Origin of the sequence: Paenibacillus contaminans, assembly GCF_003285015.1 — a bacterium.
Classification (GTDB): Bacteria; Bacillota; Bacilli; order Paenibacillales; family NBRC-103111; genus Paenibacillus_V; species Paenibacillus_V contaminans.
This window is the reverse complement of the sequence record NZ_QMFB01000001.1, coordinates 957,211-982,866: the sequence shown is the minus strand read 5'-3', so window position 1 is coordinate 982,866 and position 25,656 is coordinate 957,211. Positions and strand designations below refer to the sequence as shown.

The 25,656-nt window shown below is 47.0% G+C and carries 24 protein-coding genes and 1 pseudogene; 4 read left to right on the top strand and 21 right to left on the bottom strand.

Going from position 1 to position 25,656, the window contains the following annotated elements; genetic code table 11:
• Positions 1-67: 67 nt before the first annotated feature.
• From DQG23_RS43570 to DQG23_RS04265, 3 genes are all read right to left on the bottom strand, one after another.
• Positions 68-229 (bottom strand): ATP-binding cassette domain-containing protein, encoded by a 162-nt coding sequence (locus tag DQG23_RS43570; protein ID WP_420330200.1) that lies wholly within the window; start codon positions 227-229, stop codon positions 68-70.
• A gap of 249 nt (positions 230-478) precedes the next feature.
• Positions 479-3,193: a heparinase II/III domain-containing protein gene (locus DQG23_RS04270; RefSeq protein WP_113029523.1), complete on the bottom strand. Its 2,715-nt coding sequence runs from the start codon at positions 3,191-3,193 to the stop codon at positions 479-481.
• A gap of 413 nt (positions 3,194-3,606) precedes the next feature.
• Positions 3,607-4,221, bottom strand: a complete 615-nt coding sequence (locus DQG23_RS04265) for a LysE/ArgO family amino acid transporter (protein WP_113029522.1) — start codon at positions 4,219-4,221, stop codon at positions 3,607-3,609.
• Positions 4,222-4,361: 140 nt separating this feature from the next.
• Between DQG23_RS04265 and DQG23_RS04260 the strand changes: the two genes are divergently transcribed.
• Positions 4,362-5,840 carry an aminotransferase-like domain-containing protein gene (locus DQG23_RS04260; RefSeq protein WP_337589382.1) on the top strand — a complete coding sequence of 493 codons (1,479 nt, stop codon included), beginning with the start codon at positions 4,362-4,364 and terminating at the stop codon, positions 5,838-5,840.
• Between the two features lie 110 nt (positions 5,841-5,950).
• Here DQG23_RS04260 and DQG23_RS04255 read toward each other — a convergent pair whose 3' ends face one another.
• The 5 genes and pseudogenes from DQG23_RS04255 to DQG23_RS42845 form a co-directional block, all read right to left on the bottom strand.
• On the bottom strand, positions 5,951-6,568 hold the full coding sequence (locus DQG23_RS04255) for an NADPH-dependent F420 reductase (RefSeq protein WP_113029521.1): 618 nt from the start codon (positions 6,566-6,568) through the stop codon (positions 5,951-5,953).
• Positions 6,569-6,624: 56 nt separating this feature from the next.
• On the bottom strand, positions 6,625-7,020 hold the full coding sequence (locus DQG23_RS04250) for a MerR family transcriptional regulator (protein ID WP_158560288.1): 396 nt from the start codon (positions 7,018-7,020) through the stop codon (positions 6,625-6,627).
• 215 nt (positions 7,021-7,235) lie between these two features.
• Positions 7,236-7,967 (bottom strand): MOSC domain-containing protein, encoded by a 732-nt coding sequence (locus DQG23_RS04245; protein WP_238177730.1) that lies wholly within the window; start codon positions 7,965-7,967, stop codon positions 7,236-7,238.
• A 222-nt stretch (positions 7,968-8,189) separates the two neighbouring features.
• Positions 8,190-9,074: a carbohydrate ABC transporter permease gene (locus tag DQG23_RS04240; protein ID WP_113029519.1), complete on the bottom strand. Its 885-nt coding sequence runs from the start codon at positions 9,072-9,074 to the stop codon at positions 8,190-8,192.
• Positions 9,075-9,090: 16 nt separating this feature from the next.
• Positions 9,091-9,228: pseudogene (locus DQG23_RS42845) on the bottom strand (sugar ABC transporter permease); the annotation flags it as partial.
• Positions 9,229-9,480: 252 nt separating this feature from the next.
• Here DQG23_RS42845 and DQG23_RS04230 point away from each other — a divergent pair.
• Positions 9,481-10,368, top strand: a complete 888-nt coding sequence (locus DQG23_RS04230; protein ID WP_113029518.1) for an alpha/beta fold hydrolase — start codon at positions 9,481-9,483, stop codon at positions 10,366-10,368.
• 285 nt (positions 10,369-10,653) lie between these two features.
• Complete coding sequence (locus DQG23_RS04225) at positions 10,654-12,642, top strand: SH3 domain-containing protein (RefSeq protein ID WP_113029517.1); 1,989 nt, start codon at positions 10,654-10,656, stop codon at positions 12,640-12,642.
• A 148-nt stretch (positions 12,643-12,790) separates the two neighbouring features.
• On the opposite strand, the gene DQG23_RS04220 is transcribed toward DQG23_RS04225, so the two are convergent.
• The 13 genes from DQG23_RS04220 to DQG23_RS04155 all read right to left on the bottom strand — a co-directional run bounded on the left by DQG23_RS04220 (position 12,791) and on the right by DQG23_RS04155 (position 24,154).
• Positions 12,791-13,111, bottom strand: a complete 321-nt coding sequence (locus DQG23_RS04220; RefSeq protein WP_113029516.1) for a hypothetical protein — start codon at positions 13,109-13,111, stop codon at positions 12,791-12,793.
• Between the two features lie 166 nt (positions 13,112-13,277).
• Entirely contained in the window at positions 13,278-13,694 is a 417-nt protein-coding gene (locus DQG23_RS04215; protein ID WP_113029515.1) for a VOC family protein, read from the bottom strand.
• 215 nt (positions 13,695-13,909) lie between these two features.
• The gene (locus DQG23_RS04210) at positions 13,910-14,827 is read right to left on the bottom strand and encodes an RCC1 domain-containing protein (RefSeq protein WP_113029514.1); all 918 of its coding nucleotides are present in this window, start codon (positions 14,825-14,827) and stop codon (positions 13,910-13,912) included.
• A gap of 38 nt (positions 14,828-14,865) precedes the next feature.
• Positions 14,866-15,303, bottom strand: coding sequence for a hypothetical protein (locus tag DQG23_RS04205; RefSeq protein WP_192894541.1), 438 nt, complete (start codon positions 15,301-15,303; stop codon positions 14,866-14,868).
• Entirely contained in the window at positions 15,287-15,760 is a 474-nt protein-coding gene (locus DQG23_RS04200; RefSeq protein WP_113029513.1) for a MerR family transcriptional regulator, read from the bottom strand. Before DQG23_RS04200 ends, DQG23_RS04205 begins: the two co-directional genes overlap by 17 nt.
• A gap of 261 nt (positions 15,761-16,021) precedes the next feature.
• Positions 16,022-16,375: a hypothetical protein gene (locus tag DQG23_RS04195; RefSeq protein WP_113029512.1), complete on the bottom strand. Its 354-nt coding sequence runs from the start codon at positions 16,373-16,375 to the stop codon at positions 16,022-16,024.
• Between the two features lie 852 nt (positions 16,376-17,227).
• Entirely contained in the window at positions 17,228-18,418 is a 1,191-nt protein-coding gene (locus DQG23_RS04185) for a phosphotransferase (protein ID WP_113029510.1), read from the bottom strand.
• Positions 18,419-18,578: 160 nt separating this feature from the next.
• Positions 18,579-19,508, bottom strand: a complete 930-nt coding sequence (locus DQG23_RS04180; protein ID WP_113029509.1) for a GNAT family N-acetyltransferase — start codon at positions 19,506-19,508, stop codon at positions 18,579-18,581.
• A gap of 339 nt (positions 19,509-19,847) precedes the next feature.
• The gene (locus tag DQG23_RS04175; RefSeq protein WP_113029508.1) at positions 19,848-20,408 is read right to left on the bottom strand and encodes a DUF4303 domain-containing protein; all 561 of its coding nucleotides are present in this window, start codon (positions 20,406-20,408) and stop codon (positions 19,848-19,850) included.
• Positions 20,409-20,675: 267 nt separating this feature from the next.
• Positions 20,676-21,284, bottom strand: a complete 609-nt coding sequence (locus tag DQG23_RS04170) for a hypothetical protein (protein ID WP_113029507.1) — start codon at positions 21,282-21,284, stop codon at positions 20,676-20,678.
• A 332-nt stretch (positions 21,285-21,616) separates the two neighbouring features.
• Positions 21,617-22,240 (bottom strand): GyrI-like domain-containing protein, encoded by a 624-nt coding sequence (locus tag DQG23_RS04165; RefSeq protein WP_238177729.1) that lies wholly within the window; start codon positions 22,238-22,240, stop codon positions 21,617-21,619.
• Between the two features lie 283 nt (positions 22,241-22,523).
• Positions 22,524-23,234: an HAD family hydrolase gene (locus DQG23_RS04160; RefSeq protein WP_113029505.1), complete on the bottom strand. Its 711-nt coding sequence runs from the start codon at positions 23,232-23,234 to the stop codon at positions 22,524-22,526.
• A gap of 200 nt (positions 23,235-23,434) precedes the next feature.
• Entirely contained in the window at positions 23,435-24,154 is a 720-nt protein-coding gene (locus DQG23_RS04155; protein ID WP_113029504.1) for a suppressor of fused domain protein, read from the bottom strand.
• 221 nt (positions 24,155-24,375) lie between these two features.
• Here DQG23_RS04155 and DQG23_RS04150 point away from each other — a divergent pair, with 221 nt between their 5' ends.
• Positions 24,376-25,464 carry a DNA alkylation repair protein gene (locus tag DQG23_RS04150; RefSeq protein ID WP_113029503.1) on the top strand — a complete coding sequence of 363 codons (1,089 nt, stop codon included), beginning with the start codon at positions 24,376-24,378 and terminating at the stop codon, positions 25,462-25,464.
• The last annotated feature ends 192 nt before the right edge of the window (positions 25,465-25,656 follow it).

The following is a 25,656-nucleotide window of genomic DNA, read 5'->3' as shown; positions in this document are numbered from 1 at the left end:
ACCATCTTTTGTTAACCGCCTAGATGCTAGGCTTTTTTCAAGTGTCCTTGACAAAGGGTCCAGATCACTATACTCTCGAAGTACTTTCCTTGGTTGCGGCCGTCGGTTCGTTCAATATCATGATTGGAGAATCCTTATAATAGGCACGGACAATTGCCAGCTTTTGTTCCTCTCCACCTGAAATGTCCAATCCTTCCAATTCAACATGATTATAGATATGTTGTTTCAGATTTAGAGAAAGACCGCGTACCTTATCTCCAATCCCCGAAACATCAAGGGAACGCCAAACTTGCGCTTCATCATAATCTGTGGATGCTGCTGCATTTTCTCCGATCGTTGTATAGAAATGAAACGACCAAAAAGCGTGGGTTCGGATGATCTTTCTGCCATAAAGACTATAGCTTCTTTGGAAAGTGCCTGCACCACCCTTTTGTCCAATCGTTGAACTGTATAGTGCCCACCTATGCTTCGGTTAATTTTACTTCATCTCTATAATTGCTTCTCCTAGAACAACACGCAATACCCCGTCGACCCGTGCGATTTCGACTTGAGGAGCGAAACAAACCACCTCGCATCGATCGCCGATCCGCAACTGCTTCGCATTGCCCAGCACAATGCGTTCGATTCCTTCCGCATCCAGGCGGATGAAACATAGTTCGCCGCCGAAGAAGATGACCTCGCCGTTAACATGAACGAACGCAGAGGGCGTTTCGTCCCCTCCATCTCTTACCATGCCTGCCTCCAGCGAAATGATGAAATCATTCCTGCCGTCGGCGAGAGCGATCGCCACAGCGGCGTCGGTGTCATTAGCCGCAATTCCGTCAGCTGCTATCAGCTGCAATCTTCGGATGGAACGCAAACCGGATGAGCCGGCGTATGGTTCGAGGACGGATAAAAAGTGCGACGTCAAACACTGTCCATCGCTACGTTTGCGTACGACGACATTCGGTATCCAGCGTTCCCGTTTCTTGTCAAAGCCTCCCGCGTTGAGCCACGCTTCCGCCGTACTAGCCGATGCGCCGGTCGTCAAATCGGTATATCGCAGATGAACGTCAGCTCCTCCTACCGGCAGGACGCCGTGCATATCCTCGATCTTCCAGTCCGCGTTCCATCCTGGAGCCGCAGCGCGATCGGTCCGGAACTCGCGCAGCAGTGCGTCGAAGCCGTAATCCGCATCCGGCGTCAGAGTCAAGCCGTCCGTCGATATCTCGCCGGCTTGAGCGTATACGAACTTGGCATGATCGCTCCCGCCGGCTACCCGGAACGAATCGAAGACGTAGCAGTCGCTCTCCGAGATGTCGATCAGCGCGACCGTCCGGTCGTACCGGCTTGTGTTTTCCGTCAGATCCTCACCTCTGACGCCTATCGCCTTGCAGCAGGCGGCGTCGAGCCACAACGATGTTTTGCCCGCTCCGCCGAAGCGGTCGTTTTTCCCGTCGATGACGACGGTGTTGTGCGCAGCCGACATCCGATACCAGACCGCCTTCGGATCTTCCCAGCCTTTGCCGTAATGAACCGGCGGATAACCGAAGTCGGGAAGCAGATCAAGCCCTTTGGCGAATAAGCCGATAGTCAGCCCGTTATGATGGCCGTGCGCTCCACCGGAGTCGTACTGCATCCATAACGCACGTTCGTCGTCCTTCATTCCTGACCGTAGAATGGCGAGGTGCCATTGTTCCTTATTGATGCTGGACTGTTTCATCCCGGTTCCATGCTCTTCAAGAATGCGGCCGATTTCAAGGCGAATACGTCCCGCATCCGGCGCAGTCAAATCGAACGGCAGCTTATCTGGAGCATCTTCGGCGCACCGGGCGATCAGTCTGACGTAATCTACATCGCCAGTAAGCCGATACAGCCTCCAGAAGAAGGTGAACATCGACGGAGCGAGGCTGTATTCCGTTTGCATCGCTGCGCCTACATAAGCGCTATTCGGCTTGGCAAATTCACCCGTATCGCCGACATGCGGATAATACCGGCCGCCCAAGCACCAGACGTCGAGAAAGAATCGGAACGTTTGCTTCAGCTGCGGGTGCTTCTGAAGCGCAGTGCTCAGAAAAGACGGATCAAGCCGATCGTACCACGACAGGAAAGCTGCAAACGTCTGAATGACGCCCGCAGAGTAGCTCGCAAGTCCTTTCTCGCCGGTCACGCCGTCTATCGCCGTCGACTGCTTGACGATTTCTCCGAATGATTGTATGATGTGCGGCTTATTTTCGGGCCAGCCGATGATTGCCTCGATGAGCGAGAGACAAACTTCCGTACGCGGATAATTGCTGAACACTTTATCCCGGTTTGCAAGCGCGTCGCGAAGGATGCCGTTTTCAATGTTTTGCTGAATTTGTGCAAACGAATCTTTTTTATTCGCAAGTCCGGCATCGGCTGCTTTCACACTCAGAAACCTTATAAGCTCCACGTCGTCCCGGACAGCTTCGACGATCTGATCGTACGCAAGCGCGATGTCCTGCGTTTCCTGGCAGGCGTCGTGCCATGTCGATACGTAACCCCGATATGCGGGTCCTTCATACATGACGCCCTGCTTTCCAAAATCGAACGTCGGATAAACATCGGCAACGCGATCAAGAAGAATCGCCGCCTTGCGCGCATAGGTTCGATCGCCGGTCACCGTGTACGCGGAAGCCAGCTTGACGATGCCGTCGATGACGAGCTGCTTCCACTGGCCGTATATCAGATATGAGCCGATAAACCGCCACCTGTTCCCCGTCGCCTCATCGACATATCCTTCGCCGTCGTCGACGCCGAACAGGTGAAGCGGGTCGTCCGGATCGGGATGCTCTATATTGTACAGCAGCGAGCGATCGGCACGGTCGACGTCGAATATGCCCTGCCGGTCGAGCCCTGAGGTATAGTAGCGGTAAAAATCGTTTTTCGGAAATTGTTCCTTACAGTGCGGACAAGCCGTTTTCCATGGATGACGGACAGCGTCCATTACCCAATTGTACATCGGTACGTCGTTGCGGCACGATGGACAGAAGCCGCTCGACCATACCATCCATGAACGGCGGATCGTCGGACCGAACATGAACCGCCACAGCGTGTCATCCGGCAGCCTGCGCCAGTACGCCGCAAATTCTACATATCGCCGTCTTACTTCCAACATATCCGGATCGCTTTCGCAGTTGCGCCAGATCGTCTGAAGCACCGATGAAGGAAAAAATACGCTCGTCGTTTTCACAGAAACCCATCTCCTTTACTCCAGGAAGAATCGGTACGGCACCTTATTCAGAGCGAAAAAAGCATCCCGTCGAGCACGACCGCGTCCCCTTCACCTGTTTCCGGATCAATATAGATCAGATAAAACAAAGAAAACGCGGCTATATAAAAAACATATAAGCTGCGCCTAGTTTCGTGTCGTCATTTTTCGGAGTACGTTACTCGTTATTTCCAGGTAGTTCAAACCTTAACGTGACTGATCTTTAAGTATATCCCCTATGATGGATCGAAGATCTCTAGCCAACCTGAATGGCCCCGTTCTAAGGGACTTTATATATGGTTCTAAATAATATTCAATATCGATGATCTATTTACCTTCTTTTGTAATTGCCGAGAACTGGCACTTAGTTGCTCGGGCATGGCTTATGCAGTTATTCATGAAGTCAGTTGCACGATCATATAGATGGCGATTCCCCAAATAATCACTGCGGAAGCTTTATTCAAACGCCTCATCCAGACTCCGGATTCGTCGACTTTTTTCATCAGATTCCCCGCTGCGCTTAATCCCAAGAACCATAACCAAGATACTGTGATCACCGCTGCAGTAAAGCTGATAAGGTTTGCGCCAGCATACTGGAGCGAATTCATTCCGATCACGATGACTGTATCCATAATGGCATGCGGGTTCAACAATGATAATGACAAAGCAAATAGTACCTGTTTACGCACTCCCAAGATGGGTGGGCTTGAAGCGGAGTCGCCGGATGAATGGCTGTTCCATGTCGTCCACCCCATATAAAGAAGAAACACGATGCCAACTCCCAGTAAAATCATTTTAAGCCATGTAAATGTCAGTACGGCTGCTGATATGCCTAATACAGCAAATATGACCAGCAATGTATCGCATAATGCAGCAGTGACTATGGATGGCAAAGCTTTGATAAAATTCGGCTGGTTGGCTCCTTGGTTAAAAATAAACACATTTTGTGCGCCTAGAGGCAGAATTAATCCCCCCGCTAGTAAAAATCCGTGAATTAACGCTTCAATCATAAAATATCCTCCAGCTCTCTTGATGTGATTTTGCATTATTGTAATGTAGGAGGAACGGTTTGACTCCATCCATTTGGATGGATAACGAACCAACCAAGTCGTATACTATTGGGAGACATCCGTAACAAGGAGGTACATGCGTGACCTTGCTAGTTGGTTGGAAACCGGACCGTGAATCGGATATTCCACTCCATTATCAGATTAGCCGTCATATTAGAAATAAAATTACATGCGGAGATTGGCCAGTAGGTACAAAAATTCCTTCGCAACGGTGGTTAGCGGATGAATTTGGCGTTAATCGCAGCACAATCGTCATGGCACTCGATGAATTAACCGCAGACGGCTTATTGCATGGGAATCGCGGTGGAGGAACGGTAGTAACCGGCTTATGTGACCACCCCGGTTCTCCTCCTCCGCCGGACTGGATCTCCTATGTAAATTCAGGGGTTCAATCCTCTAATATACCGACCGTTCAAGAGATCAATCGGGCAGAATTTCGTCCGGATGTCATACGGCTTGGAACAGGGGAGCTTGCGCCTGAGCTGCTTCCTCAGGAAGCAATGAGGACTGTGCTGCAAGCATTGTCAAGCGAGACCATGCCGCTGGGTTACGCCGAACCCAAAGGCAGTGCGAGTCTAAGGCAGTTCATCTCTCAGCATGTTGAAACATACGGCATTCGTGCCGCTCCTTCGTCGATCCTTATCGTCTCCGGAGCTCTGCAGGCACTGCATCTCATTTCTATCGGCTTGCTCCACCGGGGATCGACAATTTTTCTGGAGAAGCCGTCTTACCTGTACTCCATTCCTATCTTTCATTCAGCGGGGATGAAGCTGACCGGTATTCCAATGGATCGGCACGGTATCCAAGCCGCTCTGATCCCCAAGTACAGAAAACAGTACAACGGCGCTCTGCTCTACACGATCCCTTCCTTTCATAATCCAACGGGAACGGTTATGTCTCGGGAAAGACGAGAGCAGTTGATGCAGGTATGCCACTATGAAGGCTTGCCTTTGATCGAGGATGATGTATACAGAGACCTGTGGATCGATGAACCTTCTCCATTGCCTTTGAAAGCGGCGGACTCCTCTGGAATTGTGCTGTATCTGGGCAGTTTGTCCAAAACAGTCAGTCCAGGCCTTCGAATTGGCTGGATCATCGGTCCGGAGCCCGTTGTAGACAGGCTGGCGGACATCAAGATGCAAACGGATTACGGCGCAAGCTCCCTCTCTCAAGCAGTTGTCGAGAAATGGCTTTCGAGCGGCCTGTACCAGCAGCATATGGAGAACTTAAGGCAACAGCTGCGACATCGCAGAACGATTGCCGTGAAGGCTTTGGAGCAGTTTTTGGGTGACTATGCTGATTGGGAGGTGCCAAAAGGCGGGTTTTATATCTGGGTCCGCTTGAAACGCGAACTGCCCTTAAAGGCCTTGTTTGCGGCAGCTCTAAAAGCCGGGATCCTGCTGAACCCAGGGCATCTTTACGAGGGAGAGAACAATCGGCATATTCGGATTTCCTATGCTTTTGCTTCATTGGAGGATTTGGAAACTGGCATTTTTCGATTATCGGTGCTGATTAAGGATATGTCGAATCACTTCGAAACGAATAAATCCGAAGAATGACTGTTAAACTAAAGGCGGCCAATTTGGCGGTCTGGCGGTGTTTCGCCCCAACAAAAACGGACAACCGCATGAAGACGAGTGCGGCTGTCCGTTTTGTCGTGTGGCCCGGTTTACAACGGCTGCGATTCTTCCCTACGCAGAACCCGGATTGCATAGTCGCGGCCGAACTGAGGCGAGAGCGCGGTCCAGAACGAAAAAAGCCCCTTTTCGATTTCGGCCATCGCTTCCGTTCCGCCCGTGTCCACCATGTCGAATCCCGCTTCTGCACCCAGCCGAAAGACGGTTTGCTTGGCTTCTTCGTCCTCGCCGCTCATGAAGAGCGTGGCGTTCGCCCCGCCGAACCTCGGTGTCGCGAGCGCCTCCCACGTCGATGTATGGAACGCCCGCACGACGCGTGCGCCATTCGCGAGCCTCCGCACTTCCGCGTCAGCCGATCGCCCGTCGAACAGCATCGTCGCATTAACGACGATTTTCCGCCGCAGGTCTCCCGCCTCCTCCAGCACTCGTTCGATTTCCGTGCCGGGAACGGCCAATACGATGATTTCGCCGAACGCAGCCGCTTCCTTGATGGAAGTCGCCGCGGCGTTCGGGCCGATCGACTCGAGCAGCGCGCGCATCCGTTCGCTTCTCGGATCCCGTGAGCCGAACGTCACCCGGTGACCTTTTGTCGCCCATGTACTCCCCAACGTACCCCCGATGTGTCCTGACCCGATCATTGCAATGTTCACGCTCGCATCTCCTCTGCATGTTTTTGGAGGCTCGAACGCCGGAACTTACGTATCGTTTACGACGTCCCGTCCAACAGCTCGTTGTACAGGCGAATGTTGTTTTTCGTCCGATCGATCAGCTCGTCGAGTTCGCGGCGCTGCGCCTCCATACGGGCCAAGTGGTCCGTCAGCAGGCCGATTCGATCCCGGAGAACGGCTTTGTCACCTTCGAGCATCAACGATAGTTCGGTCACGCAGCGGTTCGTACTCGTGAATGACTTGATCTCTTCCAAGGACAATCCCAACCGTTTCAAACATTTTAGTCCGGACAGCAGTCGGAGATCTTCGTCGCTAAAAACGCGCGCGCCTCCCGACCGTTTGCGCTGCGGCTTGAGCAGCCCGATTTTCTCGTAATACCTGAGCGTATCGTGTCCGAACCCCGTCAGCTCTACGACTTGACCGATCGTGTACAATGAGTGCAGCCTCCTTTCATTCCTCATTCTACTTGCTGGAGGCGACTCCAGGTCAACTCCCGCGAAGCGAGAAATTTTCCGCTTCTAAATGATTGCATGTACATGTAAGTTTGAATCGGATATGTTCTTGTCGTCCGCCACATAACGAGACGAGGCACAGGAACGGATTCCTTTGCCTCGGTTTATGAGATTTACTATACCTTTTGTTCTATCCCTTACGGATTCGTCAACCGAACCTCGTCGCCAATCGCTATTACACCCGTTCTTACGACGGAAGCATACACACCGAAGGTTAGATTCAACTTATCGTTGACGATTTTCAGCAATGAAGAATCCCGTTCCAGCGAATCCGGATGCAAGGTGATCATCGAGCAGCGCTCGCAGCCTTTATCGATCAGCAGCTCTGCGCTGCCTATACTTAATCGCTTGCCGATCCACTGGGCCTCACCCATCTCTTCATCGTTTAGCGAGACGATTAGATTCGCTCTGAATCGGCGCGGATCCAGCTTCTTCCCCCATAACGCTTCGAGCTTGAGAAGCGAACGGTTCGTTACGATCAGAATATGGCTGTCGTCAACTCCGGTTCCTTCTCCGCTTTCAGTCCTATAGCTCTTCATGCTTATTTTCATACGGGCGAATCGTTGTATTTCTTGAAGAAGTTCTTCGTCCCAATGATATTCCTTCCCGTCCGGAGCCGTCACGATAACGCGCGGTTCTCCGTCTTCGACGCTTTTCTCCTCGATGATCGCTCGGTAGTTCAGCATCGCGGGGATTCCTCTCGCGGTAATAAAGCTGTTCCAGCCTTCCTTAGTCTCATCTATGAAAGCATGAAGGCGGTCGCCAAATAGCCCGTATGGTTCAATGCTGCATGCCGATTCAAGCCGTTCCCCCGCAAACGATTTGACCGGGTACCGGAACATCTCGCGAACACTGCCGACGATCGTCACTAAAATGAACCCCTTCCTCGACCTTAATCTGGCCGTTTCAAATTTCCCTTTAGTTGCTTACTCTCTCTCATATGTAAATATATAGCTGCCGGATCCGGACAGCAAGCGAACATCCGTCTCTAACGACGCAACCGACAAAATAACTCGCCCCGTTCAACGGTTAATCCCAACTCCTGTATCCCATATCAGCTGATCGAACAGTATCCGAAGCTCTGCCCTGCGTCACTCTTTGACGCTGCACAGTACGATCCCTTTGATGAAGAAACGCTGCAGGAACGGATATAGCAGTAAAATCGGAAGCGCGCCCAAAAAGATCTGGGCCGACTTAGCCGTTTGATCGTTTATTTCCGAGTATCGCTCCATGCTCTTGACCGAGAACAAACTGAAATCTTGCCCGATCACGACCGTCTGAAGATAGCTCTGCAAAGGATATTGCGTGGGCGAGTTCATGAAGATCAAGCCGTCGAACCATGAATTCCAATGGCCGACGGTCGAGAAAAGCGTAACCGTTGCCAGCGATGCCATAGAGAGAGGGATGTAGATTTTCCACAGTACAGTTAGATGCCCAGCTCCGTCTATAAATGCCGCTTCTTCCAATTCCTTCGGCAGCCCGCGAAAAAAATTAAGCATAAGGATAACGTTGAACACGGGAACGGCTCCGGGCAGCACGAGAGCCCAGATCGAATCCATGATCATCGTGTCTTTTACCACCATATATAGAGGGATCAGTCCGCCGCTGAACAATATCGTAAAAACGAAAAGCCATGCGTATAGCGTTCTGGAACGGAATGATGACGTTTCCTTGGATAACGGATAAGCGACAAGGACGGTAAGCAGCATGTTAAGCGGCACGCCGATGCCGACCCGCTTCAACGTGATAAACAGCGCATCGAGAAATTCTTTTTTGCCGCTTACGAAATCATAGCTTCTGATCGTGAACTGAACGGGCCACAATTTGACATATCCGGCTGCCGCGGCCTCACTTGAACTGAATGATACGGCCAGCACGTGAATTAACGGCATTAAGCAAATCGCAGCCATCAAAGTCAAAAAGACATAGTTTAATACGACAAAAGCGACTCTGCCGCGGGAGTAGCGTTCTACCATAGGATTGTTGCTCCCTCTAGAAAATTCTATAGTTGGCGAAACGGTAAGCCATTACGTAAGCCGCGATGACGAAGATGCATGACACGACGGATTTGAACAACCCGGCTGCCGTAGTTACGCCATATTGCGTCTCCACCAAACCGATTCGATAAAGCTTTCCTTCCTCACTTCGTTTAGCAAAAGCGCAACGATAATTGGAACGAACAAACCTGCGACGATTTTCATGAACGAGATGATGATCGTGCATCTTATTTACTGGGCGATTTTTCGGATTAAACGATCCATTCTCATAAGGCTAATCGAATGTTCGTGAGGGAAAGCATTTTTGCCGGAGGATCTTAAACGGGTACCTCTCAAACGCAATGGGCATAAGCTGATACATGTCATTTTGAGAGGATGTTTTAACATGTTTCCTTATCGCCCGGAAAATCATCATTTCCCATATTCCGATTACAAATTTACTCCCCGCGGGTATTATTATTCGCCTTATACCGATGCCGGATGGCTCTGGGGGCGTGGCGCCATCGAATCGGACGAAAGTTACCGTCCGCCTAAGCAGCAGAGGCTTACATTCGTGCTTGTGCATGGCTCTTGGGCCGACGCGCGCTTCTGGGACGGCGTAGCTGCGGTGCTGCGCAGTCAAGGGCATACCGTTTATACGCCGGAGTACGCAGGTCACGGCTCAGATCCGAACAAAAATGTCACGCATGCGATGATCACGAAGTCCGTCGTCGACTTTATAACGAGGCTGAACCTGCGCGACATCGTTCTCGTTGGGCACAGCTTCGGCGGATCAGTCATCCAGAAGGTTGCCGAACAGGTACCGGACCGCATCAAGCGCCTTGTTTTCTGGGATGCATTCGTGCTGAAAGACGGCGAGTCGGTTGCCGACGAGTTACCGCCACAAACGAGGCAAGGCTTCGAGCAGCTTAGAGCCGAATCGAAGGACGATACAATCATGCTTCCGTTTCCGCTGTTTCGGGATTTGTTCGTCAATACGGCAACCCTGGAGGAAGCTAAACAATTTTATACAAGTGTCAGTCCGGAACCGGCGAAACCGCTTTTCGAGAAGCTGGATCTTAAAACGTTCTTTACGCTGCCTACGCCCAAAAGCTATGTCTATTTCTACCAAGACAACGTATTGCCGCAAGGAGAGGGGTTCGGCTGGAATCCGCATATGTCCACTCGGCTCGGCCTGTTCCGCCTGATCGTCGGCGACGGGGACCACTTTACAGATACGCGCAGAAGACCGGCCATGGTGGCTAAGAAGCTTTACGAGGCGGGCCGGGACTAATCGGGAGTCAAATTTTGCACATCATTGTAGCGTAATCCGTCGATGTCCTCTAGATCTTGGCTCGTCTTCCATCCTACTTCGTTTAAGGCGTTCTTTCTTGAAACCTTAGATCGACATACGGACCCGCAGTGGAGCATAACGACTGCGGATATTTTGTTTTTTCCTCGTTTTCAACCTAGCACACTAACTCCCCTGATAAATCGAATCTTTATCACAACTTCTAACCCATTTCCTGGTAGAATATATTATACGATTGAAATTTTCATCTTGAAAGGAGATCACCCCATGTGGAAAAAAGTTTTGTTACTCGCTATAACCGGCGCTGCGATCCAGATCGCCTTGCTCACCTCCACCGGTAACACCTACGAGTACGCGGATACGCCAACGGAGCCGGCTGACGGCTATTTTATTCCGAAGAAGCTCACCTTCCTTGAAAACATGCCCTATTACGTCATTCCAAATGCGCTCAAGAATGAAGCGGAAGGATCTTTCGCTCCGCAAACGGTTGAAGTTGTCGAAGCGGAAGTCAATTGGGCAACGTCCGGTAACTGGTGGAAAATACATACCGATTACGGTGACCGCTGGATCAAAACCGCCCCTTGGCAAATCGAAGTGTCACCTCCACCCACCATCCGATTGATGTCGGAAACGCCTTTGTATGCGCAGGCGTCGGAAGCCGGAGGGTCTACGGCGGCGCTCTCCCCTCAGGAAGTGACGGTCGTGGACGCGGAGAAGAACTGGTTTCGGCAAGCGGAGTCCGATTATAATCCCAAGCGCTGGCTCAAAATCCGCACGACCTGGCTTGGCGATCAATGGGTTCACTTGCACTTAGACGAAATAGGCGCCTTACAGCCGCTGGATCGCAAGGTTTATTATCCTAGTGTTTATTATCACAATTCACCGTTTATGCATCTCATCACGGGTCAAAACGAAGGACTGCTCTCGAACGTTTTCGTTCAACAATCGGCGGAATACCGGTCCCTGCTCGGAAGCTCTTTTCAATTTGAAACGGAACAAGGGCCCAAATGGTCGTTTGGACCGGGCATGACGATTCAAGCTAATCCGCAAACACTTATACGTACGGAATCATCACCGTTATTTAAATATCCGAATGCCTATTCCGAATTGGTTGCCGAGCTTCCTCCCGGTAATTTAAATGTCATCGAAACGACCGTTAATGACGACGGATATTTGACACATGAAGAATGGTATCATGTTCGGAACGATCAAGCCGAAGGCTGGTTTAGCCCGTCATATGCTGAACCTGAAGGGGCGACGAAGGATACGAAATCGATCACACTTCGTAGCTACATGACCGGCATTATGCGTTTCCCGAATAGCAGCATTTCGCTGAAAAACGGCCAAATCGGGCCTCAAACCCTTCATCCTCTGGCCTCATGGACCGCTCCTGATGGAATGCGCTGGTACAAAATCAATTCTTTCGTCGGTCAAGGCTGGGTCAAACTCGACGGCTATCAAGATAACATTGTATTGAAAGACCGGGAGGATGACGTGCAGATCCGGTCTACCACGTTGTATCAAGGCGCTTTTTATCAAAATGATGCGGGCATTTTTACGTTTGGCTCCGAAACGATTGGAAAATTGCTGAAAGGAGTGCCTCATTTATCCGCCGACTTCTTGGCGAAGCAGTATCATTATGAACTGACCGGTCCTGATCCAAACGGCTGGTGGACGTTGACGAACAAAGCGGGTTATACGTTTCAAATCAAATCCGGCGAGAAAACCGCCAAGACGTTCTGGAACGGAATCTTTGCGAATCCCGTAACCCTCTCAGCCGCGCCGGCTGCGGCAGCCGAAGCGAAGCTCCCGCCGCTCATCGGCTTATCGGAAGTGCAGCAGCTCTTCGGCGCCTCAACGGCTTACTATGATAAAGTGGTTTACGGGGATAATAATGTTGTGCTAAGCTCCCGTGAATATGAAATCTCCGGATTTAACTTACCTTCAACAGCCGAAGGCAAAGAACTCCATCTCTCCGGACTTCTTTATGAAAATTCGTATTTGCAACCCGGCACAATCTCACCAGAGTTAAGCATCGTAGTAAAACGTCGAGACAACGATGACAAGGATCCGGTGAACGTTCAGACGGCAAAAGTTAACCATCTATACAATTTGAATTACAATGTCGGCGTTTACGATGTTAAGCTAGATACCCCTCTCAAGCCGGGAATCAACCCTTTAACGCTTGAAGTCAAAGTAGGCGAGCGCATCGTTTACAAAAAAGACTGGGATGTCACAGCTCCATCAGAAAAATAAGACAAAAAAAGATCGTCTCCGGTTTAGGAAGACGATCTTTTTTTAATCCAATTACTTTGATTTTATTCAACTATCGTTACCCGTCATTTGTTTCACAGGAAATATTCGATGAGATCAAGAAAACAATCTCGTTCGAATACCTTGCATTTTAATAATCTTCTGAAGTATAAAGTCGATTACAAACCGGACACTTCAAATAATAAGTTACTCTGTACTTTTTGCTATAGGAGAAATTTCCCATCATTCTTGTCCAACCCTCACCTAAATATTCTTTCTTTGTAATCCTCTTTAATTTCGTATTACAATCTTTACAATCATGCTTTTTCAAAAAATAGTCTTTCATTTGGTCAAATGTGAGCTTCGCTTCATAATGTTTATTATTTCCATACCTAGCGCCCAAGAAGCCCAGAATAATTATGATACTGGCAATCACTATACCCCCGACTACCTCTATATCAAAATCTAACATCTGCTCATCACCCTATTCAAACTTACCACTTTCATACACTCTTCTGAAGTTAACTGTGCGTTACTTAAGCGAACAAAAGGCTCGGCAGTATCCCCTCCACCATTATAGGTGAGCAAAGAAAAGAGGAGCTGCGGCTGCAAACTCCATCTTCGTTAACACAGTGATTTTACTCGTAATACCAATCATGTTCTTTGGTGTAACCGCTCCAAGCAATAAGCTTATTTCCGTTTACATCATGAAACTGAAAAGTCAATCCGCATCCAGTTCCACCTTCGATGTCACTTACTTTGACACCTGACTCCATTAAGCTTTTATGAAGCTGCTCAATTTCTGAAACCCTAATACATGCGCGTACCCTATAATTGTCAGCATCTTTGACATACCAGTAACTTTCTTCATCAGTTTGATCGGGGCGGAAAAGACATATTCTGAATCCTGAAGCCGACTTTAGTTCCGCTATTCCCTTTACTGGGGGAACTAATTCAAATCCTAAGTATTTCTCGTACCATTCCGCAGATTGTGCAATGTCTTTTACGGGAATTTCGAGTGTAAAATCTTTTACAATTGAAATTACATGATTCATTGCATATCTCCCTTAGCAGAATACTAGCAGAAAATCACTTAACCAGTTATTACCACTCAAGCATACTTAATAAATATTCCAATTTCAAGAATAAAATTTATTGTCCTTTGTTCGAGTTGGAACCGGACTATGTTCTTGTCGTCCGACAGACATGTCGAACGCGCTTTCCGAGTTTACTCAACCAGCTTATTCAATGTCGCATACCCATAGTCCCCTCAACGATTTAGCCTGTTTTTTCGCTTGCCGGGCAGTTGGATGCCGCTCCAGCCGCTTACATCGCATTGGCCATATTCATTGTCACCCGCAGCAACCACCGTGCCGTCCGATTTAAGACCGAGAGTATGAACGCAACCCGCCGCAACCGCCACAATATCGCGCCAGCCGCTTACATTGCATTGGCCATGTTCATTCATACCCACAGCCGCCACCGTACCGTCCGATTTAAGGCCGATGGTATGATAACTACCCGCCGCTATCGCCACAATACCGCTCCAGCCGCTTACATCGCATTGGTCATGCTTATTCAAACCCACAGCCGCCACCGTACCGTCCGTTTTAAGCCCAACGGTATGAAGGTAACCCGCCGCTGCCGTCACAATATCGTGCCAGCCGCTCACATTGCATTGGCCATATCGATTATTACCCACAATCGTCACTGTACCGTCCGATTTAAGCCCGACGGTATGCCAGTCACCCGCAGCAACCGCGACCATATCAAACCAGCCGTTTACATTACATTGTCCTTCATTGTTTCGACCCGCAGCAACCACTGTCCCATCCGATTTAAGCCCGACGGTTCGCCGCCACCCCGCCGCAACCGCTACAATATCGCGCCAGTCGTTTACATTGCATTGTCCATGCTTATTCCAACCCACAGCAACCACCATGCCGTCTGATGTAAGACCGATTGTATGAGCATTACCCGTGTTCGTCGCCATATGAACATTACCAGCCGCAACCGCCACAATATCGCGCCAGCCGCTTACATCACATTGACCATATTTATTATCGCCCACAGCTGTCACCGTGCCGTCCGCTTTAAGCCCGACGCTATGACGACAACCCGCCGCTATGGTAGCTTTAGGCCACCGTTTCACCTTTAGCGCCGCTTCCTTCGGTGAAATGTAATCCATGTCCTACCTCCTAGAAACAAGACCTATTTTATTCATCCCTAACTGGACTGTGGCGACTGACCTCCGAACTCTTTTTGCTTCATTCTTATGCCCAATATGATGAAGGCGACATAGATTACGATGGCAATCGAATCGAGTAACGTATCTGGAAGTGCAGAAACGTCTTGAACCGCCGTTACACCAAGAATGACTATTAATCGGACGATTAGAAGCGATACGATCGTCCATGCGGCAAACCGAATCTTCAAACGCTCGTTTTGAAATGACATGCAAATGAACGCGATGCCGAAGACCAGATTTTCCGCCGTAATGATGTGCCAGACATACAGGAATACTGTCCTTGTTTCCATGGCTATCGCACTTACGTGGAGCGTCGGCAGCACAGAAGATTGCCCGTTCCATGCATGCGTAACTGCAAAAAGTATTGCAAGAATGCCTGCAATCAGGTAATAAAAATTCCTAATCTTGATGCCCATGACATCCCTCCTCGGATATTCCCGGTTCCTTCTTTCGAATAGCCTGGTAAATCCCGCGAACGATCTCTGCCAGCCGCTGGTCGCTTTCCTGATTAAAGTCCCTTAGCGTTTCGGCTGCTACATCGAGCAACTGACTGACCTTTTCCAGATGGGCGATTTTCTTGCGCATTTCTGCATTCTTGGTTTCGAGGAACGCAGCAACCTCCTGACAATACTCAGGGTCTACATTCTCCATCCTGTGGAACCCAAACTTCCCCTTGATTTCGTCAAGAGAAAACTCCGCATACTGCATGATTTGAATATTCATCAAGTCGATCAGGTCGTTCTTAGAATACTTACGGTATCGATTGTCATCCCGGGACGGCGATACGATTCCAATCCGGTCATAGTACCGAAGCGTATCCTTCGGTATCCCAAGTATCCGCGAAACCTCTTGTATAGAATAAAAGTTTTTCATGAATTCAAAATAACATTGGAGTAACCTCCAATGTCAAGTCATTTAATTATTTCCAATTTTTTAAGCTAAACCGCCCGTTACTTCAAGCGGCTAACCATATTCACGTAGATTATTCCTTAAAACTGCCTGTTAGTTGAGTAACGGCAGCCGATCATTCTGGTCGGCTGCCGTCATGAATTTTTTATGCTCCTGTACTCCGTTAATACAGTAACGACAGCTGGAGAAACAGTAAAGAGGGGAATCTCTCCCCCTCTTAGATTACTAATCTTCAGGCATTTGCCAACCCGTTTCCTCATCCCAGATAGCATCCGTATCATCAAGATGCACATGCCAATCTCCATTAGAAATACTTCTTCTAATATCCGTCAAACAAGCCAACCAATAAAACAGCGCTTGCAAGGTATCTTCAAAATCATCTGATATGGGTAGCTTTGTTGAACCTGCAAAGATCACGGTTGGTTCATCCTGATCATAGTCATAAACACAAAATGTTTCGCCAATATCCTTCATTTCAAAACCCGCATTGTATTTATCAATGATGGCCGTAATCTCTTGCTCCTCACTGTCGGTAAGGTTATTATTCCTCATACACGTGTAATAAACAGACACTCCCATGCTACATTTCTCCTTTTTCTCGATATAACATAACTAATGTTCCCGCGTACGAATAATCAGATGTTGCTTTTTTGATCCCGTATTATTCTACTTACATTTCATTGCCAATTGAAGTATCGTAATTCCTAAATTTCAGTCATTCGTATCCTTCTTTACTCTTAATTTCCAGGATATACAATGGTTGTTCCGTCCTTCGTTTTCAAAGAAAACAGAGCCTTTGGTCTAGTAATAGTTAAAGCCTCGTCTTCCAATAGTTTTAACAATCATCAGTCAAGAACATACGCTCTTATCAACGTCCCTTATTACCCACATTAACGACAACATCACAATTACCACAACAAAAAAACTATTATTCAAGCACATTATAAAATATCAATATCCCCGTCTACAAATCCAATTCCAATCGCAGATGCACTTTTGAGGGTATTTGCATACTTTCCTTCTTTCCCGAACCAATTAGTTGTATATGATATGTATCTTCCGAACCTTCATACAGGTTAAAATTGAATGCTTTTATACCATTGGGGATGTCTTTCTCTAAAATCTGATTTAACCAATTTGAAAACAACCTATAATTCTCCATAATACATTCCCCACTTTTATAAAGAATTTTGTTACTTTTGATGTTATATTGAGAAGTTACAAAATTGAACAAATCTGTAAGTTGCCAATATGAGTCTGACCGATCAATCTGCGGCAACCCCGGGTTTTAATGTTAAAATTCTTGTTCTCGCCAGTGATACACGTAAAATGTTGTATCACACTTCATTTCACGTTGAAGAAATAATCATGGCTGTCCGTTACGATGCTGCCGATTCATGTCGATAGCGTCGCATCCAGCCATAGAAAGTATTATTTTGAATTGAGAACCTGAATTCCATTTTCTAAAAAATGTTTAATCACAATAACACGTTGAGAAATAATTTCATGTATGGGCTGCTCCCAACTTCTTGCTATTTCTTCGTATTTTTCTTTATCCGAAGAGATTTCAAGTATCCACTTTAGCAAAGGTAATCCCCATGCAAGAACGGTAGTAATCGAATACGCTGAAACAACTGAATAAATGTCTCCTTCCCAACCAGACTCGTGTAGGCCACGTAGATAACCTGCAATAACTATCTGTTCAAATTGTACCAAATCACTTACATGTATTTGATTTGGGCTAAAAATCGAATCAGGAATTAAATTCCCGATATCTTCACCGGGAGCTCCCCATCCTACACTCGACCAATCAATGATTATCGTTTGTTCTCTTCCTTTTGGATCTGAGCGTGCAAACAGGTTCGGTGGCCATACATCATAATGACAAACGGTTTTGGGGATTCCATCTAAGATGAACAATAATTTCTCTCGATTTTCCCATATTAACCGCGCCGAGTCTTTAATTTGTGTCGGTACCGTCTCAAGAACTAAATCCGACTTCCAAACTTTATCATCAAAAATAATAGGCATTCCTGCAGTATTTTCCAATACTCTTGATCTTAACCATCTATGAGTAAACCATGGCTCTGAATAAATTTGTTTTTCTTTCATCATTCTTCCTTGGAAGGAACCAAGATGTTGAGCTGCAAGTTCAAACCGAGAAAGTGGCCATTCCGGCCCCGCAATATCACTCAGATCTTCCAGCCATATCCAAATTGTATCATTATCTTTTTCTACAGCATCAAAACATTTGGGAATCTCCAGATCATAATGATTACTAAAAAAATGTATATAATTTGAGGTGTAGAAGAGAAACTCTCTTCTCCAATAGCTCCAATCCACAGGATCTTCAAATCCTGGTTTCAATATTGGATCCTGAGCATCAATTATTGGTTTTCGAATTATCTTTAATATTAGGGACCAAGGCTTTTCAATATCATTTTCCAAGATAGCAGTTCCACTAAAACGATATATTCCACCAGAATTGGCACTGAACACATTATATTTAAGTTCGTAATACGACCAGTTGGATAATGACAACTTTTCGTTACCAAGCAATTGATGAAGAATAGAAGTCAGATGCGAAGTAGAAATTTCGAAAGGCTGGGTTAAATCAGACATGAGAGTGGATTCCTCCTTAATAATAGGAGGGAGCGGTATTAATAGGGGTAAAGGAAATAAACTATTCCATTTATACCACGCTTAAGACACACATCCCGTGTAAAGGTTCAAATAAGCAGACCGATTTTGTAATTAAATTGATAAAAATCAGTCATCTACATTAGCTGGTGCTGTCAGAAGAACCCTTACACCATACAAACATATTTCCGAGTTCTTGAAAGCCGACCTTAGTGTAAACACGCATCGCGTCATCCGGTTCAGGATCCAGTGTCCACATTCCTCCATGATTGATGTAGAGCTTGCTGACGCCGGCTTCTTTCAAGCGGCGCATGCACTCGTACAACAGGTTAGTCGCGAATCCCCGTCTTCGATGTGTGGGAGCCGTTCCGAACGGTTCGATAAACGCAATATTGTTCGCGCTGTCGAGCCAGATGTTTGCAAAGCCGATGACTTGATTCGCCGCATCCACGATAACCAAGTCCAAATCCTGTCGGTATGTTGGGCAAGACATCAAACGGCGGTAAATCTCCATATCCGGCGTAGTCAACCCAGCAGAACCGGCCATGATAATGATCTTTAGCTCTAAATCACCAGTCTCAATCGGACGAACCTTGACCCCCTCTGGGAAACAAGGCTCTTGGTTCGCAGTTTCCAAATCCATTACCCCGGAATACATGTACCAAGTATGCTGCTCGTATCCTCTGGCCTTCAGCGTCTCTACCCGGGGCTTATCCTCGACATAACCCCAAATATAAACTTCCTGTCCGTTCCGATCTTCAAGTGACGATCCGCAATAGTGTTTTTCCGCCCATGCGAATATTTCATCTTCCAGGTGAACGTATCCATTCGCGGTAAAGCAATAAAGAATGCGATAATGCCCTGACCAAATTGCACCGATTATGGTCCCGTTTTCGATTTCGCAAAGCGTAAGATTTTGAAGGAACTTTTCACCGCCGAAGGCGCGGTTGTAATCAAAATCCCCTAGACTTGGGTAATACCGGCGGTTCGGGTCTGTAAACTTATGAGAGATCACTCTGCGGACCGACATGTAATCCCTTTCATCCCGGTATGGCCGAAAATAAACCGTCATGTTTTTTCTACTCTCCGTTTCTCACAGATATAAAGTCTGCTCAATACATTCAGAGTAATCCATTATTTGAAAATACTACAAGCGAAACAATGATTATAGTTATTTCTTTCTTTTGAAAACCTATAAGCTTTTCGCTGATTAATTTAAACTGCCTGTCCGTTTGGCCCCCGCTTTAGTTCGAAAAAAGGGTCAAGTTCGTGCCCCGACAGTCGGATGACAACAAGAACTTGACCCTATTGTTGATCGTCGTTCGTATAAAAGATTCCTGATCGCTTTATGGGGTTCCGTCCATCATATAAAAGGAACATAGTAGACGACCGGAGTTCTGAGCAGCGGATTTTACTCCGCCGCTTCCGCCAGCCATGCTTGCATAGCCGGAGATTCCTCCCAATTCAAACGCAGGGCGATTTCGGTATTGATCTCATCGGGCGGCATGATTTCGACAAGGACGCATACTGATTCTCGCGGTTGATTTAAGGCAAACACGCCTTCATCATCGAGCATTTTCATCGCCAGCTCCATGGCCTTCAGCCTCAAATCAAACTCGCGATTTCCTTCGTCATCTGCAAGATCCGAAATGGAAGGACGCTCAACAAACCGTAGTTTAACGTGATCGAAGTTCTCATCCCCGAAACAACAATAACGCGAATCGGCATAGGACCATTTGATGAGTTCCGCAATTGTCGATCCCGGCTTGTCGCTTGCGTCTCCTTGCCTGGCCGCTTCCACCTCCAAAGCCTCCCTCGACCAGGCGGAAATACTTGGCGCATGTCCCTCTTCCGTAGTGTATAACGTACAGTAATAATAACGTTCACCATTTTTAAACAGACTAAGAAATGTCTTTCTTGCCGTATCAGCAATCTCTGCTGCCAGCGCTTCTATCTCCGTTATACGCTTCATAACAAAGGACACCCTTTCTGATATAGTAGGAGCAGCATGCTCATCCAACCCTTTTCAAGAGATTCGACTTTTGCCCGTAATTCTGTAATCTGATAGTATCGCCTTCTTGAGACTGTTCAAACACCTAGCGTTTTCCATAATCCCGAATAAGTCCCTTATTCTCAGGTTTTTCTTCTACCCAAAGAGACTCTGCTTTATAACCACACATATCAGCACATTTGAGTCCGGATACTGGAAGTATATTGAATTGCGGACGGATGGGATTGTTTAATCAAGACGTGTTCCCAGCAGCCATTTACCATTTACGAATTCGATTTTTATGGTCAATTTATCAGAAGATTCGTCAAGTACGGTAGTATCTAATTCAATTTCTGCAACATTATCTTTTTGTCCCTTTAGCTTAGCGGTATCCATTAAGAATTTTTTTGCCCATCCGTGTCCTCCATTATTATTGTCTACATAAAGCTTCCCCTCATAATCTTTATAAAGAGGACGGTCTTTTTCCGGCGTCAGGTAACGAGAAAAAAATACCGTTTGAGCAATATCTTTTGTAAATCTTTCCTCCACCGCTTGTTTTAAATCGGCAACTGTTTTGTATTTTGGGTCCATGACTAAGGCGTACCCCGCTTCACCAGCTATCGTTTTCGTCGCATCGATTTTGAACGATCCAGTTCCGTTAAATATTCCGTACATTTCTAATGCATTCGGTATTAGCCGGTCAAGGATTTCCTTAACTTCCTTGTCAGAGAGATTGACTGTAGCGCTTACTTTAGTATCCGTTGTTGTAACTTCCGTGTGATTTCCTCTACTCTCACAACCAACAATTAAGACTAAGATTGCCAAAAAAAATAATAGACCACACTTTATCCTTTTCATTACCATCACCTCATGCGAAATTTGATTTGTTAAGTCTTTACAAAATTTCGACCTAGAACGTCAGCGCATAATCACGATCTGCCTTCGCATCTTTGCAGTATTAGACGCCGATCAACAGTTAAATGTTTCCATATGCATGAATTTCTAATGTTATATAAACGATTGTTAATTCGAATTTTTATGTTACAAGAAAAGCTCAAAGAACAGTCGCGATCAACAGCGGCCGTTTTTTGAGCTCTCACATATTGTTTAGTTTTTCGTATTTATTACCAGCCTCAAGACCGCATCCGGTCTTTCAATAATCGTATCAGCCGGATCATGCTCAGTTATATTCAGGCCTTGCTTACAGAGAATCTTAACACCGTTTTCATCTTCGACGGTTCAGTCTTACGGGGATCCGATAAATAAATTTCCCGATGCATTTTGCTTAGTCGGGTAAATCCATGTTCAGTGCAAAATGCCTCCATTTGCGCAAAACTTTCCGGCTCATCTTCAAAGCTTCCGATATGCATCATTTGACAGCTCAGCCCATCTTCTACATGCTCAAAACGAACTTTCTCAAGCAAAGGGTTTTGTTTTTTTCTTTTCGTTTGTTCCAAAAATCGTTCGAACCCTTCTTCTGTCAAAAAATCGGGTTGGCGTATCATTATCGTATATTTAAAATTGTTTTTGTCTGTCGACGGTTTTGACCGATCAAGCAAGTCCCATTCACCTTCGAGCGGAAAAACCGTATATTCATAATATCCAACGGGTACATCATCACTTTTGTAGGACATCCGTACCGCATAACTCATACTGTACAATGCTTCTGTTGCCTTGGCGAATGCATCGCCATTAGGATTCCCGGACCCACTGACCATAATAAACGGTATCCTCGGTACTACCACAATTTCAGGCGCCGGTTTTGGCAAATAAAGTTGCTTGAAATCTTTTTTATAATCTACTTTTTTGCTCAAATCCGGATCTCCTTTCTGCATATCCTGGGTGTTCGAAGTATGGAGGGACGCTTGGCAGCTAGCCCTCGTAATGTTTGTGTGTCACTCATAATCGAGTTTCCTCCTCAAGGTTATATCATATGAGCTATTATAAGAGTCTAATGCTGACAGCAGTATGTCAGTGATCACATTTTAGCTTTAATCAATGGCTTTAAACTGTTACGCCAAAACCGACTCATAAAGTTCGGCTATGCGCCGGTCATCCTCTATTAAAAAACATGCTCAGCCCCCATCATTTATTAGTCTATTCGTTCAAACGCAAAAGGCCGATTATTTCAATCAAATTTGATATTTGAAAATCCTCGCCATAATTTTTTACTTCTCCAACTCTATTTATAAGGATTGAAATTGCACCGGCATTTTTTGCTGCTTCTATGTCTTTTATCTCGTTACCGACAAAAGCAATATTTTGAGTTCTAACCCCAAAGCTCTGTGTGATTATTTCAATTCCTTTTTTATTGGGTTTACGAAAGCCGCAGTCAACTGATGATAAAAAATAGTCGACTTTATCCTCAAACAAGCTTATATCCTGAATAATAAGTTCCGTAGGCATTCCGGTAGGTACATCCGTTAGGATCCCAATTTTGTAACCATTCGCTTTAAGAGCATTCATCACTTTTTCCGTTTCCGGATACACAATCAAGTTTTGTTGAAAGAACTCAAAAAAAACTCGAATTGCGGCGTCAATCCTATTTTCTGCGATGCGCCATCCATTAAAAACATCTGTAAAAATAAATCTGGGTGTGTACTCAATCTCTCTTGGATACAGTCGAGGGTTATATTTTTTAAGTGTTTCTGCCGCAACGTTAATTTGTTCTTCTGTTAGATCTAAGAATAATTTGTCTGAGACAGTTCTTAAAGCCTCCTGATAATAATCTCCCCAATAGTGAGGAAAACCTTCGTAATCTATCAATGTTCCGCCCAAATCAAATATAATGGCTTCAACGTTATCCATTAAACAACTTCCTCCTATCACAGCTAATAAGGGTAGTAAAATAATTCTTTATCCCGTGTTCTTTTCCTCTTCTTAGTTTGCGTGATTCGGATTTTGATCTGACATCGCCAAAAAAGATCAGGAATTTTTCCTGATCTTCAGTCGAGTCGTACGAAATCAACTATAGTTAGTCAAACCTTTCTGGTTTTGCTCCCAAACTTCTAGCCGGCTTCGCACGTATTGCGCCGTTTCAAATCGACGAGTTCATTGACGCCGTATTCTTCGAACTTATCCAGCAACGGGTCGCTGCCGTGCTTTAACTTAAAGTCCATTTCTTCCGAATAGAGAGGGACAACGGAATAGAAGTGGACGGTCCGCCCATCCTCCATGTCTAACGTTAGAAAATCTTCGTCCACTTCAAGGGGGGGCAGCAAAATGATGCCGCTCATTCCCGTTTGCCGCGATAGCGGCTCGGCCGGATCGCCATTAGGCATCGTATGCTCCCAGCCTAGCCAAGTGTCGTAGTCGTGGGGAAAACGAGCCAACATTTTCAGCCATCGTATAGGCCAATAATGGTCCGGATTTTCTAAATCTTCTTGCAAGATGGGCCAATCGGGCGGCAAGCAGATCATCAATTCCGCATATTCGAAGCCTTCCGCTCCTTCCGGCGTACTCATGGGCATAAAGCTCATGCCGGTTGTGAATAAAGTATAATAATTGCGTTCGGGAACCGGTTTTATGACATGTACGTCAATATGAACGACATCCGATAGGATTTCGTGAAAAACGGAATCGGATTCCCCGATATACTGGCTCACATGGTCTTCAATTTTCTTGATCCATTCTTCTTCCCCGTACTCCGGAGACCGCCATTCATGCTGTCTATCGCTATAGCGATAGATCGGGTTCCCCGACTCCGAATATTCCTTCGATTTCGACATGTTCGCCTCTCCTTGTTTCCACAATTTTCATCTAAAACATCATACCATAATTTCTTTATACAAGGGAAAATTCCCATCTCCCCTAATATCCTTCAAGCCTTTGGACGTACTGGGAAATCGAATTTGAGTTCCATCCGGAGATCATTATATGGTATACTGCAAGACATGAGAACATACATTCCCGTAACTGTAGATGTCTGAGGAAGGATTGTGAACACAAAATGGCCGAGCTGTTGAAAGAGATTTACAATGAGGCGTTTTTCGAGAAGCTGACCGGGAAGCTGAAGGCGGAGTATTCGGATTTTCCGGAGCGGACGTTTCTGGAGCTCGTTTATGCGGGTAACTGGGAGCCGCTTGCGCTCAAACAGCGGATGAGGCGGATATCCGAATCGTTGCGCGCGACGCTTCCAGCCGATTATCGGGAGGCGCTCAACATTTTGAAACGAGCCGCCGTCGATTGCCGCGGACTCCCTTACATGATGTATCCGGATTTTGTGGAAGTGTACGGTCTGGAGGATCCCGAAGCCTCGATCGAGGCGCTGGCCTTGTTCACCAGGTATTCCAGCTCGGAATTCGCCGTCCGGCCGTTTATCGTCCGCTATCCCTCTCTTATGCTAGCGCAATTGAAGATGTGGGCAGCAGACCCGGACGAGCACGTTCGCCGGCTGGCGAGTGAAGGAAGCCGCCCCCGCCTGCCTTGGGCAATGGCGCTTAGCAAGTTCAAGCGGGACCCTCGTCCCGTATTGGAGCTGCTGGAGCTGCTGAAGGAAGACGAGTCGGAGTATGTGCGGAGAAGCGTAGCCAATAACTTAAACGACATCGCCAAGGATCACCCTTCGCTTGTGTTGGAAACGGCCCGCAGCTGGTACGGCAGGCATCCTCACACCGACTGGATCGTCCGGCACGGCTGCAGAGGGCTGCTCAAGCGGTGCGATCCGGAGGCGCTTCGCTTCTTCGGTTTCGTTCCGGCGGAAGCATTCGAGGTTCGCGGACTGACGGTCGTTCCGGATCCTGTCAAGATCGGCGGTTCGGCGTCAATGGGCTTTACGCTCGTTAATCACGGAGAAGAGCCCGCACGGCTTCGCATCGAATACGGTATCGATTTCGTTAAAGCTAACGGCCGCAGCTCCCGTAAACTGTTCAAGCTGTCGGAGAAAACGTACGCTTTCGGAGCGTGCGCCGTTTCCTTTACGCATAGCTTCGTACAATTGACAACACGTAAACATTACCCCGGCGAACACCGCCTTGCCGTTATTATTAATGGAATCGAAAAAGCTCTTGTGCCGTTTAGCCTGCACGGAGAGCTTTGATTGTCGGCAGTGTTAGGATCGTGCTCATCGATCATAAAAGTTTCCCTTGTCGGATAGTCCAAACTTGACATAAGCCGGTTGCAAACATGCAGCCGGTTTATGTTGATTCGGGTCAAGCTCGGATCAACTATCGTATCCAATAATTTAGCATTGGCGCATTGAGGAAGAAGATGTTTTCTTACCGAGTACGGT